At 67.6% G+C, this 16,141-nt stretch carries 5 protein-coding genes; 1 reads left to right on the top strand and 4 read right to left on the bottom strand.

Going from position 1 to position 16,141, the window contains the following annotated elements:
- Positions 1-46: 46 nt before the first annotated feature.
- From ACZF5Y_RS01590 to ACZF5Y_RS01580, 3 genes are all read right to left on the bottom strand, one after another.
- Complete coding sequence (locus ACZF5Y_RS01590; protein ID WP_497534083.1) at positions 47-1,609, bottom strand: alpha/beta hydrolase; 1,563 nt, start codon at positions 1,607-1,609, stop codon at positions 47-49.
- A complete protein-coding gene (locus tag ACZF5Y_RS01585) occupies positions 1,606-2,760 on the bottom strand; it encodes a DNA polymerase III subunit delta' (RefSeq protein ID WP_497534082.1) in 1,155 nt (384 codons plus the stop codon). The genes ACZF5Y_RS01590 and ACZF5Y_RS01585 overlap by 4 nt, the downstream gene beginning before the upstream one ends.
- A 291-nt stretch (positions 2,761-3,051) precedes the next feature.
- The gene (locus ACZF5Y_RS01580) at positions 3,052-3,696 is read right to left on the bottom strand and encodes a YigZ family protein (RefSeq protein ID WP_497534081.1); all 645 of its coding nucleotides are present in this window, start codon (positions 3,694-3,696) and stop codon (positions 3,052-3,054) included.
- A gap of 51 nt (positions 3,697-3,747) precedes the next feature.
- Here ACZF5Y_RS01580 and ACZF5Y_RS01575 point away from each other — a divergent pair, with 51 nt between their 5' ends.
- Entirely contained in the window at positions 3,748-4,128 is a 381-nt protein-coding gene (locus tag ACZF5Y_RS01575) for an RNA-binding S4 domain-containing protein (protein WP_497534079.1), read from the top strand.
- Here the strand turns inward: ACZF5Y_RS01575 and ACZF5Y_RS01570 are convergent.
- Positions 4,125-15,977, bottom strand: a complete 11,853-nt coding sequence (locus ACZF5Y_RS01570) for an isopeptide-forming domain-containing fimbrial protein (protein WP_497534078.1) — start codon at positions 15,975-15,977, stop codon at positions 4,125-4,127. The genes ACZF5Y_RS01575 and ACZF5Y_RS01570 overlap by 4 nt on opposite strands.
- Positions 15,978-16,141 lie beyond the last annotated feature (164 nt).

Below are 16,141 nucleotides of genomic sequence, written 5' to 3'. Positions count from 1 at the left end.
GCCACCGTTTGCACATCGACGGTCAGCTCGCGCACGTTGTCACCGGTCATCGGCACTGCGGATCTGAGCTCGGGGTCGCCCCGGTGAGGAAGTAGTCGTCGATCACTTGGTTGATGCAGGAGTTGTTGCCGTATGCCGTGTGGCCCTCGCCATTGAACGTGACGAGTACTCCGCTGTCGAGCTGATCTGCCAGCGACTCCGCCCAGCGGTAGGGCGTCGCTGGGTCACCCGTCGTGCCAACGACCAGAATCGGGTCGGCGCCCGCCGCTTCGACGGGCCCGCGTTCCGCTGCCGGTGCTTCAGGCCACGCGGCGCAGAAGAGGTCGCCGTACCCCTGGTACCGCCCGATCGTCGGCGCGATTTCGTTCAGCTCCGCCGCTTCTGCGCGCATCACCTCGGGGTCGATATCGCCCGCGGGGTAGTCGAGGCAGTTGATCGCTGAGAACGCCTCCGTCGAGTTGGAGAGGTACTCTCCGTTCTCCCGGTCGTAGTAGAAATCTGCGAGCGACAGCCCGATGTCGGCGTTGCCCTCGGCCACCGAGGAGAACAGTTGATCGAGGTAGCCCCAGTTGCTCTGCGAATAGAGCGGGGTGATGATCGCGGTGATCATCGTGGACACCGAAAACTCGCGGCCGTCCGACCCGCGCAGCGGGGTGGCTTCGACTCGGTCGAGGAGCGCGCTGATCTGTGCCATGCCGACGTCGACCGGGCCGTCAAGCGGGCAGTCGTCGCGTGTCAGACAATCCGTCGTGTACGCGCGCAACGCCTGCTCGAAGCCCCGTGTCTGCTCGCGTACGACATCACCGATGCTGGTCGACGGGTCCATCGCCCCGTCGAGCACGAGCCTGCCGACGCGTTCGGGGTAGGCATCCGCATACCTTGCCCCGATGTAGGTGCCGTAGGAGTAACCGAGGTAGTTGAGCTTCGGGTCGCCCACGATCGCGCGGAGCATGTCGAGGTCTTGCACGGTCTCTGCCGTACTCACGTGGCCCAGGAGGTCGCCGGTGCGCTGCAGGCAGGCCTGACCGAATTCGGAACTGCGTTGCGTCATGGCCGCAATCCACTCGTCGCTCCCGACCTTCATTTCGGCGTCCTCGTCACCGAAAAGATAGTCGTCCATGCCCTGGGAATCGAGGCACGTCACGGGACTCGACTGACCCACTCCGCGCGGATCCCAGGCGATCACGTCGTACTGCTGCTGCACGTCGTTCTGCACTGCGCCGCCGACACCACCCGACAGGTACTCGACACCCGAGGCACCCGGCCCCCCGGGGTTCACGAAGAGCGAACCGAGCGCCGAACCGCCGAGCGCCGGCTGCTTTACCAGGCTGAGCGTGATGGTCTCGCCGGCGGGGTCGGTCCAGTCGAGCGGCGCGTTGACCACGGCGCACTGCAAGCCGTTCTGGCACGCCACCCATTCGGGTTGCTGCGCGCCGAACCCCGCGACTGTGCGCTCAGGTATCGGCGGCACTTGGGGCGTGCGCTGCAGAGCGCCCTGAATCAGGGCACTGATCGGCGCACACCCGCTGAGCGTCAGCGCCGCCGCAGCAGTCACGGCCACCGCAGCGATCGCCCATCCGGCGCGCCCCTGGCGTCGTCGCGCACTCATCGTGCGCCCTCGAGCACGCGCGAATCTGCCGTGCTCTGCAGCGCGAACAGGGCCTCGAGCACCAGACCAGGTGTGATGCCGCGCTTCAGCCGCTCGCGCGCCGACTCGACGGCTGCGACCACCGCGAGCGCGCACTCTGCCCCCCAGCGGGCCGCGAGTTCGCGGATCGCCGCCTCGCGCTCGCGGTTCACGAGTTCTGGCTCAGCATCGAGCGCGATCAGCAGCACATCGCGAAACAGCGAGAGCAAGTCGGTCAGAATACGGTCGATCCCGTCGCGCAGACTGCGCGTGGCGCGCCGCTTCTGGTCCTCTTCGAGTGCGCGGATCTGGGACCGCATCTGCGGAGGAATCGCCGCCCCCGGGGCCAGGCCGAGGCCGCGCATCGCCTCGTCGCGCTCACGCGCATCGAGCTCCTCGGTGATCGCGGCCGCGTCGGCCTCAGCCACTTTCACGAGTGCGGCGGCGGCGCGCATGGCGTCACCGAGCGTCTGGATGCCGAGTGCGATCTCAATCGTGCGTTCGCGGCGCTGCATCGCTTCGGTATCACTCGCGAGCCGGCGCGCCATGCCGATGTGGCTCTGCGCGAGCCGCGCCGCGCGCTCCGCCGCCTCAGCGTCAATGCCGTCGCGCTCATGCAGCAGGCGCGCAATGTCGGTCGGGCTTGGCGTGACCAGGCGCAGCGAGCGCGCCCGAGACCGGATCGTGGGGAGCAGATCAGCCTCGCTCGGTGCGCACAGCACCCAGATGGTGCGCTCGGGCGGCTCTTCGAGTGCCTTCAGCAGCACATTCGACGTGCGCTCGGGCATGCGGTCGGCATCTTCGATCACGATCACCCGGTAGCGCCCCTCGGCGGGCGAGTAGTGCGCCGTCGTGACGATGTCTCGAGCCGCCTTGATATCGATGAGCAGCTTCTGCGTGGTGAGCACCCCCAGATCGGGGTGGGTTCGCGCACGCACCTGCTCGAACACGGCATCGCGGTCGTGACCGCGAGCGATGAGCGCGGCGGCGAACCGAAAGGCGAGGTTTGATCGCCCCGATCCTGGAGGGCCCGTGATCAGCCAGGCGTGCGCCGGAGCCGCGTCGGGTGCCGATGCCGCATCGAGCATGCGCACGGCATCGGGCTGACCGACGATTTCTGCCCAGTAGTCCACCCCGAAAGCGTATCGCGCCCCTCCGACAACTCGAGCTCGAGGTCCGCGCGCATGAATTCCTGGACTCAGTCTCGCCAGCGGGTGAATCCTCGGGTGAATCCGAGGTGAATCACACCCACGGTCAGAAACTCCCGCATAAGCTCTTCAGTGGTTGAAGATTCGTTCCCCCGAGTTCAAACCATCTCCCGCAACGGTACTTCCCCTACCATGCGGGAGGCACGCCCCCGGACCTGTCCCCCAGGCTACCGGGGGCTTTTTCGTGCCGGTGCGTGCTTCGAAGCGCGCCCGCACCTATTGCACAGCGCCGACCGCGCGATCCAGGTCGACGTACTCGGCGGCGCCCGTCTCGAGCTCGGCGGAACCGGCACTCACCTCGGCGGCCAACGCGGCCAGTCCCGACACCTCGTCCTCAGCGAGAGCGAAGCGCTGCGCAACTCGATCGGTGTACTCTGCCGCGCCGATCCCGTAGCCTCGCCGTCGAGCCTCGGCCTCGATCTGCGGCGCGATGTCATAGGCGCAGTGCACCGTGACGGATCGCCGCAAGCCGCGCGGCTGACGTCGCGCCCGCTGCGTGGCGCTCGCAACGCTCGAACGATACGCGCGCGTCAGCCCGCCTGCGCCCAGCAGCACCCCGCCGAAGTAGCGGGTGACGACAGCGACGACATCACTGAGACCCGCCGAGACCAGCGCGTCGAGCATCGGCGCTCCCGCCGTACCGCTGGGCTCGCCATCGTCGTTCGAGCGCTGCACCCGCCCGTCCGGCCCGAGCACGAACGCCGAGCAATGGTGGCGGGCACGCGGATGCTCAGCGCGCACCCGTGCGATGACCGCACGGGCGGCCGCCTCATCGGCCACGCGCTCGAGGCGCACAAGAAATCGGGAGCGCGAGATCTCCTGCTCGGCATCCACAGCCGTGACGATCGTCTCGTACTCCATAGCCCCTCGATCTCGCTCGGCACCCCGACGGCGCCGACTACGATCGAGTCTATGGCGGGCGAGAGCGTACGGGTAGACACCTGGGTCTGGGGCGTGCGCCTCGCGAAGACCCGCAGTCAAGCGACGACGGCGTGCCGCGCCGGTCACGTCCGTGTCAACGGCGTGACCGCGAAGGCGGCCCAACCGGTGCGCATCGGCGACGAGGTGCGTGTGCGCCAGCACGGGTTCGACACGATCTACCGTGCAACTGGCCTGCCGGTGCGCCGGGGCAGCGCTGCCGAAGCGGCGAAGCACTTCGAAGATCTCACTCCGCCACCACCTCCCCGCGTCGAGCGCCCGGCCGACATCATCCGCGATCGCGGCGCGGGCCGACCGACCAAGCGCGAACGGCGCGAGATCGATCGGCTCCGCGGCCGAGAGTCTGACGACTAAGCGGTCGCCCCCTCAGTGCCGGCTCGATCACGACGGCGGCGAGCGAGCATCAGGGCGCCCGCTCCACCGACCAGGAGGAGCAGGGCTGCCAGCGCGGCCAGGGGAGCCGCGTTGCCTCCCGTCGTCGCCAGCCCGTCAGCGGCACGCACCTCAACGGTGGCGTCGTCGGTCAGCTGAGCTCCATCTGTCTGCGTGGTCTGACTCGATACCGTGACCGAGTTCGTCACCGATGGATAGGCCCCCTGATCCACGTGGACGAACAGCGTGAACTCCGCGCGCTCGCCCACTTGCAACCCGTGCTCGATCGTCCAGGCAACGCGCTGTCCGTCGACGGAGACCCCGTCAGAGGGCGACGAAGCGAACCGCAGCCCATCGGGCAGTTGATCGATCACCGCGATCGGGCCTGGGTCCGCAGTGGGGCCCTGGTTCTCGACGGTGATTCGGTACTCGCCCGTTCCGCCGACCTGGAAGTCGCCCACCGCGGACTTCTCAACCACGAGCGTCGCAACGGGGTCGATGACCACGGTCGCGTCGGCGACGTTGTTCGCCGGGTTCGCGTCGTCGCCCGAACGCACCGATGCGACATTCGTGACGCCCTGGGCCGAGAAAAGCGTGTCGTCCACGCGCACCTGCAGGTCGACCGCAATGGTGTCGTCCACGGCGAGGCTCGCCCCGCCGGCGACCGGCGTCCAAGTCAACCGCTCGGCGCCCGACACGGCTTCAATGCGCGGTTCAGTCGACTGCACGTCGCCAGACGCCACGGCAACCCGCGCGCTGCCAGGCACGTAGTGCAGGCCGGTCGGCAGCGAGTCCACGATGTCGATGGGGCCGCGTGAGATGCTCGGGCCCTCGTTGGAGACGAGCAGACGGTAGGCGATCGTGCCCCCGGCGTTCACGCGATCCTGATCGCTCGTCTTCACGATCGACAGGTCGGCGCTTGCCGACTGATCGCTCGAATCGACTGCCTCGGCCGGATCCACGGCGTTCTCAGCGGTCGCCTCAGCCGTGTTCACCAGCGGCTGGGTGACGTCAAGGGCGGGATCCGTCGTGTACGTGACGACGAATGAGCGTGCGTGCTCCTGGCCGACCTGCTGGGTGCCCGAGAGCTCGAACGTGTCCCACGCCGCGTTCGTCGCGCCCGTCGCATCGGCCCCACCCGCGGTGCGTGACCACTCTCCGGTCTCGCTGACGAACGACTGGTAGGTCAGCCCGGCCGGCACACGGTCGACGACCCGCACGGCACGGGCATCGGCCGGCCCCTCGTTCAGCGCGGTAAAGCGATACGAGACCTCCGTGCCGGGAACGACGCGATCGGTCTCCGTGGCTCCGATCCAGACGCCGTTCTGCTGCACGACGCGGTGCTTCGCGAGCGAAATGGCGGTCGCGTCGCCGGGCGAGGTGATCTGCACCCCGTTCTGGTTGTTCTCAGTGTTCGGGTCGGGGGTGCCGCCCGCGTCGACCGCGGCCGTATTTGTGATCGTGCCACTGACCCACGCCGGATCGACGACCGCCGTCAACTCGATATCCGGCGTCGCTCCCACGAGGATCGACGCGCCGAGATACGTCCACGTCACCGTGTCACCCGCGGTCGCGGCGCTCCAGCCTCCGACGTTCGACAATGTCGCGCGCCAGAGGTCGTTCGACGGATCCGAAGCGAGTGCACGGATTCCTGCAGGCAGCGTGTCGGTCACAGTGATGGGCGTCGTGTCAGAGCTCACCGAGATCGACGGTCCGAGATTGCGGGGTTCGATGATCCAGGTCACCGTCTTGCCCGCCGAAATGTCGTCGACCGACGTCTGCACGCGCTTGGTGAGCGCGAGATCGGCTGAGCCGGCAACGTCCACGGCATCGGTATCGATGTCGTTCAACGGGTTGTGGTCGTCGGGGCCGGCGACGGTCGCCGTATTCACCGCCGACGCGCCCTGCTCGTAGGACGCATCGATCAGCGCGTCGAAACGCACGACGATCTTTGCATCGGGCGCGAGGGTCGCATCAGCGGTCGTGTTCACCCAGATGAGTCCGCGGCCGTCGGCGACGGGTGCGAATGGCACCGGTTCGGAGTCGTCGATCGAGATCGTCGACGAGTCCGCGACGTAGCTCAGGCCTTCAGGCAGCACGTCGCTGATGTCGATCGACGGGCTTGAGACGCTCGGACCGTGATTCTCGACGACCAGCTCGTACGTCACCGTCTCGCCCGCGATCGCGGCCCCCGATTCGGGTACGACGTGCGTCTTCGTGATCTCGAGATCAGCGCTGCGCTTCGACGCGATGTGATCGTCGTCGCGTGCACGACCCGGATCGCCGTCGCCGACGACCCAGTTGGTCGCCGTCGCCTCCACGGAGTTGGTGAACGAGTCGCCGTTCGGCATGGCCGGATCGGTGCGATAGGTGACCACGAAGGATCGCGCCGAATCCGCGCCCACCTGCTGCGAGCCGCTCAGCGAGAACGTGTCCCAGTCGGGTCGGGTGCCGACACTGCTCGTGCCGCCCGCCGTGCGCGCCCAGTCGCTCACGCCCTCGGACTCGTGGGAGCGGTAGCTCAGCCCCTCGGGCACTTCATCCACGACGGTCACGTCGCGGGCGTCCGCGGGCCCGTCATTCACCACGGTGACGCGGTAGCTCACGTCGTCGCCTGGCTGGAAGACGGGAACGGGATCCTGATCGACCGCCGTCACCCACGCACCGTCGACGCGCACGACGCGCGTTTTATCGACGCGCAGCGACGTGTCGTCACCGGGCGCGACCGTCACCTGATCGACGTTGTTCGGCTGATCGGGATCGACCGTCTTTCCGGCCGCGATATCGACCGAGTTGGTGATGTCGCCGCTGGTCCAGCCCGCGTCGATGTCGCCCGCGATGCGAATATCGAATCGGGTGAGCGTCGGGTCGGCGAGTGCATCGGTGCCGACCGGGAACTCCGAGACGCCCGGGTCCAGTGTCCAGGTCACGACATCTCCGGCGCGCGCCGGGAACGTCGAGGGGGCACCGGCTCGCGTCACGGTGGCGGTCCAGAGTTCGGTCGACGGATCGGCGACACCGTGAATGCCCGCAGGCAGACGGTCGATGAGCGTGATCGGGTCGGCCGACGAGTTCAGCGATACCGATGGTCCGGCGTTGCGCGGCGCGATGATCCACGTCAGTGGCTTACCGGCGCTGACCGCCTCGTCGAGGATCGTATTCTCCACCGACTTGCGCACCTGCAGGTCGGCGAGCGGCACGACCGTCACCCGGTCATCGTCTTCCGCAGCGCGCGGATCGTCGGTGTCGGGTACGACCTGAGCCGAGTTCGTCACCTCATCAGCGGTGCCGATCGCCACGGTGACGGTTGCCGTCAGGCGCGCGGTCGGTACAGCTTCACCGGGGAGCACGGTACCCGTGTACGAGGCCACAACAGTCGTGGAACCGTCTGCGTGCTCCGTCGCCGAGTCAAACGCCCAGCCGTCGCCCGACAGCGTGCCATCGACATAGTTGAGACCGGCGGGCAGCGTGTCCGTCAGCGTCACACCGTTGACTGCCGAGGGGCCGTCGTTGGTCGCGTCGAACACGAAGGTGACCTCGTCGCCGATGCGGTACGCGTCGCTCTCCGTGGCGACGTGCGATTTCTCGAATCCGAGTTCCGCAGTGCGCACGAGCGCGATGTCGGCCGAGGCCTCGTTCGAATGGGGGTCGTCCACGGGCTCCGCGGTGGCCGAAGCCACCACGGCAGTATTCGTGATCGTGCCCGAGAGCGTCGAGGCGAGCTGCGCCTCGAACTCGATGACCGGAGCCACGCCGCGGTCTGGATCGCCAGCGGTGTCGGCGGCGAGGCCCGATGCGAGCGTGAACGTCACGATCTGCGGGGTGGCGGGGTCTGCCTCCGTCGCCGAGACCTGCCACTCGCCCGCCTGCGTGAGCGACGCGGGCACCGTCAGCCCCAATGGCAGCGTGTCGGTTACGACGACCGGCCCCGCAGCATCACTCGCGCCGTAGTTGTGAGCCTGCAACCGGAACCAGACCGAGGTGCCGGCCACCCCGGTACCCGGGTCGACGATCTCGCCGCCGGCCCCGTCGATGACGACCTTTTCGAGACCGAGATCGGCCTCGGCGCGCACCGTGACCGCTGCCTCGTCGTCGTCGGAATGCGAGCCCGCGGTGTCGCTCCAGGTCACCGTTGCGGTGTTCACCAGTTCGGTGCCGTCGAGCACGGTCGGTGCGATCGCCGCCGTCACGGTGACGACCGTGGGCGATCCGACCGCGAGCAGACCATTGGCATCGGTGTATTCGCACTGGGCGCTCTGCGACCCGGCGTTCGATGCGCTGCAATCCCAGCCATCGCCGGAGATCGAGACGAGCGACATGCCCGACGGCAGCGCATCGGCGATCATCGCCGGAGCGGCAGAGGGGCCATCGTTCGTGACGGTGAGCTCGTACTGCATCTCGCCACCGGCGATACCGGTCTCGGCAGCTGCGCGCTTCTCGATGCGCATCGTGGCCTCGCGCACGATGTCGACGGTATCGGTGGCGACGTCATTGCCCGGGTCGGTGTCGTCGTCGCTCTGCACGCTCGCCGTATTCACGAGCGACTGCGCATCGAGCGTCGGGTCGGCGGTCACCGAGAAGGTGATGATCGCGGTCCCCGAGTTCGGCAGATCGGCGTTCGAGGTGAGGTTCCTCCACGACAACGTCTGGCCGTCCACAGTCGGTTCGAATGCCGTCGTCGCGCCGCCGAAGGCGAGTTGCGCGCCACCGGCATAGCTCAGACCCACGGGCAGCTCGTCGACCACGTCGATCTCGGCCGAGGCGTCGCTCGGCCCCTCGTTCGTCACGGTGAGCACGTAGGCGAACGTGGAACCGGCTGCCGCCGCAGTTGCACCGTCGGCGAGCACGTGCGACTTCGCGATCGAGAGATCGGCGTTGCGCTCGGCGTCGCTGACACTGCTCGCATCGGGGTCGTTCGTCGAGTTATCGGCGTGCGCCGTCACGGTATTCGTGATCTGTGCGCCGTTGATCGATGTCGACGCCGTGTCGTACGTCACGACGAAGCCGACCGTCGTGCCGGGCGCCTGGGTGCCGTTGAGCGTGAAGGTGTCGGTGCTCGAGTCGTGCGCGTCGGTCCAGGCGGTCTCGTCGAGCCCTTCGTGGCTCGCGTAGGTCAGGCCCGCAGGCCGCTGATCGACGGCGTGCACGTTGCGAGCGTCGGCCGGTCCGTGGTTCGCGATGCGCACCAGGTAGCTCACGGGAGAGCCGGGCACGTAGGGCTCGCTCTCGGTGGCCGGGCGCCAGTCGCCGTCATCATTCACGACTCGCGTCTTGGTCACGGCGAGCGTGGTGCTGTCGTCGGGGGTGACGCTGACCTCCGCGCTGTTATTCGCGGTTGCGTTCGCGGGCTCGGGCGTCGCGCCCGGGTGCACGGTCGCGGCGTTCACGAGTTCACCGGTGTGCGCGGTGAGGATCGTTCCCGTCAGCGTCACCTGCGAGGATGCGCCGAGGGGCAGCGTCGCTCCGGTGTAGGTCCAGGTCAGCTCGGTGCCCGGATCGACCCCGCCCTCCGGCAGCGGACTGCCATCGGCGAGCGAGACAGTCCAGTCGCTCGTGCTCGTCGCGGTCACTCCCGTCACGCCCTCGGGCACTGTGTCCGTGATCGTGATCGGTGCGCCAGTCGTCGCGGCGGAGACCGACGGCCCATTGTTGCGCACCGTGATGCCCCAGGTCACCGGGGAGCCGACGACAACGGTCGACGAATTCACCGTCTTGGCGATGGCGAGATCGGCCACGGGCGTGAGCTCTCGGCTCGCGTCATCCGTGTTGTTGCCGAGGTTCGACGGGTTCTCGTACGTGCGGCCCGTGACGGTCGCCGTGTTCGCGAGCTGATCCGCCGTCGCGGTCGCAGTCGCAGCAATGTCCACATTCGCGGTCAGCACGATCCGATCGGCCGATCCGGTCTTGAGGAACGTCGAGCGTGTTCCCACCGTCAGCTTTCCCGCGCCGTCGGTCGCGACCGCCAACGGGGTACCGACCACGTCAGTACTTCCGGAGTAGTACCGAGCGGTGAACGCGCCCGTCGTCACACCGGCCGGTTGCGTCACCGTATCGGAGATCACGAAGGGGCCGTAGCCGTCACTCGTGCCGGCATTCTTCACCGTGATGCGCCACTGCGGCTGCGCGTACGCGGTCGAGGCACTCGCACCCGGGATCCACGCTCCAGCTTCGGCAGCGAACTGCGCAGCTCCACTCTCGGTGACGCCCCCGATCGCATCCTTCTCAAGCACCAGGTCGGCTTCGCCGATGCGCGCGTCTGCAGACTTCGGATCGCCGGCGTAGGTCGCCGTCTGGTTCCGGGTCTCGCCGCGGCGGTCGGTCACGCTGGCGCTGACCGTGTTGGTGTGCGCACGCGCGGTGCCGGGGTCGGAAATCGCCTCGGGGTCCTTCGGAATCGCCGTGTAGTGGATTTCGATTTTCGCGCCCGGAGCCAGCACTGCAGCGGGCGCACCGCTCACCGCATCGGCGCCGAACGTCCACTCGATGGTGCCGGTAGCGCCGGCCGACGGCTGCGTCGCGGCAGTCGCTCCCGTCACGCTGATCACCCGGTCGAACTCCCAGTTCTTCGGCAGCGCGTCCGAGAGCGTGATGCGCTGGGCATTTCCGTTGCCCGTGTTCGTCGCGGTGACCACCCATTCGAAGGGCTCACCGGCATACGCGTTCGCGGGGCTCGCCGCGGCCGCCTTGGTGAGCGCGATCTTCGGGAACTTCGGCGTGACATTCGCCTGCGCCTGAGACGTCGACGTGAAGCGTTCGGCCTCAGGGGTCGTGTACGAGAAGTACTCCGAGATCTTCGCCGTGTTCTGCTGCGCTGAGGCCGTCAGCTGCGCCGATGCGGCGAGCGTTGCCTGGTACCCCAGCGTCGAGGTCGCGCCCGGCTGCAGCGGGCCGGCAATCGTCCACGTGATCGTGCGCCCGTCGACCTGCACGGCCCCCGCCGGCGCAGCGACTCCGTCGAGCGTGAACGACGACGTGTCGAGCACGATGCCGGCCGGCAGCTGGTCGGTGAACGTCGCGTTGTACGCCGCACTGCTCGAGGCGCTGTTCGCGTTCGTGGCGCGGACCCGGTACTCGAGGCGTTGATCCACATCCGCATTCACGGAGGTCGCATACGAACCAGTTGTTCCTGCGATGCGCACACCCTTCGTGAGGCCCAGGGTCGGTCGCAGAATGCTGACGTTCGCGTCATCGTCGAGGTTCTGCAGAATGGCGTTTTGCGCGGTGCTCGCCTTCCAACGGAAATTCGCCGTGTTCGCGACCGCATTGCTCGCGACCATGTCCTTCGTGACGACGACGTTGTAGCGCAGCACGAGCGTGCGCGCGCTCGTGCTGCTCGCGATCGTGCCGCCGTTCGCAGTGTAGGTCCATGAGCGCGAATCCGCACCCGTGGTCTGCAGCGACCAGTTGGCGGTGTCGTCGGTCGAGGTGCTGCCCGACTCGATCGAGACCTGAGCGCCGGTAATCGGCTGGCTGGTCTTCAAACCCGAGTCATCGATACGCACGCTGTAGTAGTTGATCTTCCGCTTCAGCTCGACGCGCACCTCGTACTCCGCTGTCGTGCCAACGGGTGCGCTGATGCTCTCCGAGAACGCGGTCGAACCCGCCGAGCGCACGCGCTTGGTCACGCCGGCGGTGTCGGCCTTGATCGTTGCGGTGGTCTGCGCCGAAAGGTCGCCACTGCGCTCCTCATTGGGCTGGATCGCAGCGGGCAGCGTCGCTCCCGCAACTGCGGCGGTATTGACGTATTCCTGACCGGCACCGGCAGCGGGATCGATGGTGGCCTGATAGGTCAATTCGACTGCGGGTCGCACCTCGGCGAGCGCGGGGATCTGCTCGTGCGTCCAGGTGATCCGCCCGCCATCTCCGGCGAGAGCTCCGGCCGCAACAGAGACCGCGTCGTCAGCGATCGGGTCCCCATTGACGCGGAACGAGCCCGCGACCACGTGCAGCCCCTCGGGAACGTCGTCGTGCACCACGTTGTCGTAGCTCTTCGGCGACGACGCCCCGGTTCCCACCACGATCTTGTAGGTGACCAGAGCGTCCGCGGCCACCGGCCCCGTCGCATCAGAGGTCTTCGTCACCGAGAGCGCGGGAGTGACAGAGTCGACGGTGGCGTTGGCAGCGTGCGTGATCTGCGCTCCACCGTTCGGGTTGTCGGTGGCAAACGTGGCACGGTTGGTGAGCTGACCGGGGTTCGTCTGACCGACCCAGTACGTCGCCTGGACTCGGAACGTCTGGTCGGCGTTCGTCGCGTTCGTGTAGCTCGCCGGGAATGCGAGTGTGGCACGCGCGTCATCATCGCAGGTGAAGCCGGCGAGTGTTCCGCTGCCGCAGGAATCCGCCGTCTCGCTCGTATTGCCGGGGCCGAAGAAGCGCGCGCTTCCGGCCCGGTAGTGCGTATCGACGTTCTGGCCCGACGCGTTGGTGAGCACGCCGCGGTCCGAAAGAGTCGCGTTCGCCACGGTCGTCTTCGCCGGAATCGTCACCGCGTATTCGAAGGTCGCGTACTCGCCCTGCACGATCGACCCGGCACCGTTGTTCGCGTCGGTCGGCGTGGTGCCGCTGCCGGCTATCTCGGTCGAGACGAGTTTCTTCGTGACCGAGACATCGGGCAAGTGAACCTCTGCGGAATCGAACGTGTCGGTATCGTCGAAACCGATCTCGCCGGCGTCCGTATCCGGCGCGCGATCAGTGAGCTGCTGTCCGCCGCCCTCGCGCTGCGGCACGACCGTCGTCGCCCCCTCCGTGCCCGGGTTCGGGATTCCGTAGCTGACGATGCCTGCCGTGTTCTCGAAGCTCTGCGTGACCTGCGCGGCGTCCCCGCCATCGGCCGATCCGGCAGGCACGGTGAGCGTGTAGCCCACGGTGAACCCGCGCGTGACCCCCGGCGTCGAGCCCGCGGCAGCGGTCGATCCGGCAATGCTCTTCGAGATCTTCCAGACAATGACGGATCGCCCGGCGTAGGCCGCGCTCAGCTGCGGCGAGCCGGCCGGACTGTCCGTCGCAATGGCGGTGAAGTCGCCCGAAGCGAGCGGCGTCTCACCCGTGCCCGAGCTCGCCGCAGCACCGTCGTAGGTCGCCGCGGTGAACGCAGAAATATCGGCGGCGCGCACGCCCTTCGGTAGCACGTCCCAGATCACGTATTCGTCGGTGGTGTTCTGCGGCGCGGTCACATCGATGCGATACGTCACCGCGTCGCCCTGGCGCACGATCTCGCCGGCGGCGGGTCCCTCCTGCCCGAAGGTGCGCGATGCGCCATCGCCGATCGACTTCACGTTCTTCTGCAGCGTCGCACCCCAATCGAGGGTGACGGTCGCGTCGTCGCGCAAGAAGGTGAGGTCGCCGTCGACGTTCACCTGCTGATACTTGGCATGGTTTGCGGGGCTGTCGACGTCATCGGCTGATGCGGACTGCTGCTGCACCACGCCTTCGAGGTAGACCGTCAGAGTGCTGTCGAGCGGCATGAAACGGTAGTCGCCGCGGCGCTCGCCGAGTTCCCAGCTGAGACTGCTGCCAGACACCGTCGGCTCGGGAATATACGCGGTGGGGAATCCCGGCGCAGAACGATCGACGGGCGTCTCTGTATCAGCAACTCCCGTGATACCGGAGTAAGCGTATGTCGCCCCGACGAACGTGACGCCCTCAGGCAGGTAGTCGTCGAGCACCGGGTTGCGCGTATCGATGCCTTCTGCGAAGGGCACCTGAATGCGGTACCAAACGTGGTCGCCGGGCGAGAACGGGGTCTGCGCAGTCGCATTCCAATTCGCAGGCTGGGCGTTTGCGATCGTCTTGCCGCGGTCGAGCACCTCTTTCACGAGCTGCGAGAAGTTTGACGAGATGGTGGCGCTCGAGTCGTCGAGCGGATAGCGCTTGGCGCCCACCTTCGCCGGCAGCCCTGGCGTCGCCTCAATATCGGCGGTTGACGTCGTGGTTCCGGTGATCGACACCCGGTTCGTCAGCCGGTCACCCGAACTCGTGCTGCCCTTGCTCCCGGTGTAGTTCGGGCGCTGCATCAGGGTGTAGCGCACCTCGGCGTGGTCGTTCGCCGTCATCTCTGCGACCGCGAAAACGACCGTGAATGCGCCAGTGCTCGCGTTGAAGTCGATCGACTCGACCGTCGCGTCGCTGACGTTCGCCCCGGTCTCGGTATTGGGGTAGTTGCACGCTGAACCGGGCGTGACAATCTGGCTCCACTCGGCCGCATCGGTGTAGGGCGCTGTCGCGCCGTTCGTCGTGACGCTGAGCTTGGGCTGCGTCTGCTGCGCCGGGAAGGCGGGGCAAAGACCGTTCGGAATGACATCGGTCAGACGGATGTCATCGGCGTCGACGTACTCGCTCGTGCGCACGTTCAACGTGTATTCGGCGAGCGCGCCCGTCTTGAAGGCGTCCTCCTGCACGCTCTTGATCACGTGCAGATCGACCGCATCAACCGATTCCGTATCCGAGTCGCTGGTCGTGCGCAGGGCGTCATTTTCGTCGAGCACCGGGCCGGTGAAGGCACCCGAGGCCGTCGCGGCGTTCACCAAAGCCTGCGCATTGGCGGGCGCCGAGCCGCGCTCCGAGCCGTGTCGCGTCGAGGGCCCGGTGTTGTTGTCAAGGTTCGCCCCCTGCAGACCGGATTCGGCGGCGGGCGCAGTTCCCTGCCAGAGTGCGTTCTCGAACAGCGGCACAGCGGCGTAGTATTTCAACTCGCTCACGCCGGCCGTCGCCGCCGTCGTCGGCAGCACCTGCGCGCTGCCGCCCGACAGCGCCCCGAGCACCCAGGTGACCTTGGTGTAGACGCCCGCGCCGGCGAGGCCGAGCTGGGCCGCCTCGGCTGCCCCGAGCTGCACGGTTTCGACGCGCGATGCCTCGGGCGAAGCCAACTGTGGCTGAGCGCCCATGCGCAGCGGCTGCCCGTCCACGAGGTACTCGCCTGTGCCGGGCGCGGAGTTGTCGCCGCCTGCGGTACCGAGAAACTCGAGCCCTGCAGGCAGGTAGTCGACGACGGTCACGTCTTCGGTCGGAGCCTGGCCGGTGTTCTCGATCTTGATCGTGTACACCGTGGGGTGCGAGTGCACACCGCGCAGCAGTTCGTCTTCGGGGCTGGGCTCCGATTTGCTCACGCGAATCGCTCGTACGTCGGGCTGCGTGAACCCGGCATCGGTGCCGGGCTTCGAGGTGTGCGTCGCAGCGACTGCCTTGCTCGTCGATCCGTCGAACGTGGGCAGCCGCGAGGGATCGTTGCTTGTGTAGGCGGTCGCGGCAAAGTTGATCGTGCTGCCGACCGGGTAGGTCCCGGCATCGGGGCGCACCGTGACGTCGAGCGGCACGGTACCGCCCTCGGGCAGATCGTTGATGTTCGACCACACCCACAGCTGCTGGCCCTCCGGTACTGCGCAGCGGTTGGCCTTGCCCGGAGGGGTCAGCGTCGAGGCGGGAATGAGGCCGCTCGCCGCGCAGCTCTCGGCCGTCACCGGCGCGGTGCGCGTCTCGTTCGGCACTTCCTCAAGCGCCCGGTAGATCTTCGTGGGCGCCGCAGTGCCACTCACGTACGACACGGAAAGCGGCAGTAGCGCCGACACCCCCAGGTTGAACTGCTTGCCGCCGCCTCCGTTCGCCGGGTTCGACACATTGACACGGAAGCTGGCGTCTTCTCCTGCGAGAATGAAGCCTTTGCCACCGGTGCCGGTGCTCTGCACCTCGACCGTCGGCGCCCACTCCGCCGCAGCAGCCTGATTCGCGCCGACCCCGACGGCGACGAGGGATCCCGCAACCACCGCGCCCGTGACGATGCCCGCAATGAGCGTTGCGAATCGATTGCGTTTCGGTGCGGCTGCGACTTCCACCATGATGCGTTGTTCACTCCCCCGCGCGCACGTCTGCGCGCCTGATCTCCGACGATCGGGCGCGAACACGAGTTTCGGTGCGCCCAGCGGCTCACACGCACCCACGCGCGAGCCGCAAACTCACCCAGCTAACCAACGCGAGGGCCTCCAATATGCACAAACATGAA

This window comes from Leucobacter sp. WKLB1 (genome assembly GCF_059696215.1).
The sequence above is the reverse complement of the archived record's forward strand: the minus strand, read 5'-3'. Positions and strand labels throughout refer to the sequence as shown.

Excerpts from the sequence above, each read along its gene's own strand:
- ACZF5Y_RS01590 (WP_497534083.1), bottom strand. The coding sequence starts at position 1,609 with ATGAGTGCGCGACGACGCCAGGGGCGCGCCGGATGGGCGATCGCTGCG.
- ACZF5Y_RS01580 (WP_497534081.1), bottom strand. The coding sequence starts at position 3,696 with ATGGAGTACGAGACGATCGTCACGGCTGTGGATGCCGAGCAGGAGATC.
- ACZF5Y_RS01575 (WP_497534079.1), top strand. The coding sequence starts at position 3,748 with ATGGCGGGCGAGAGCGTACGGGTAGACACCTGGGTCTGGGGCGTGCGC.
- ACZF5Y_RS01570 (WP_497534078.1), bottom strand. The coding sequence starts at position 15,977 with ATGGTGGAAGTCGCAGCCGCACCGAAACGCAATCGATTCGCAACGCTC.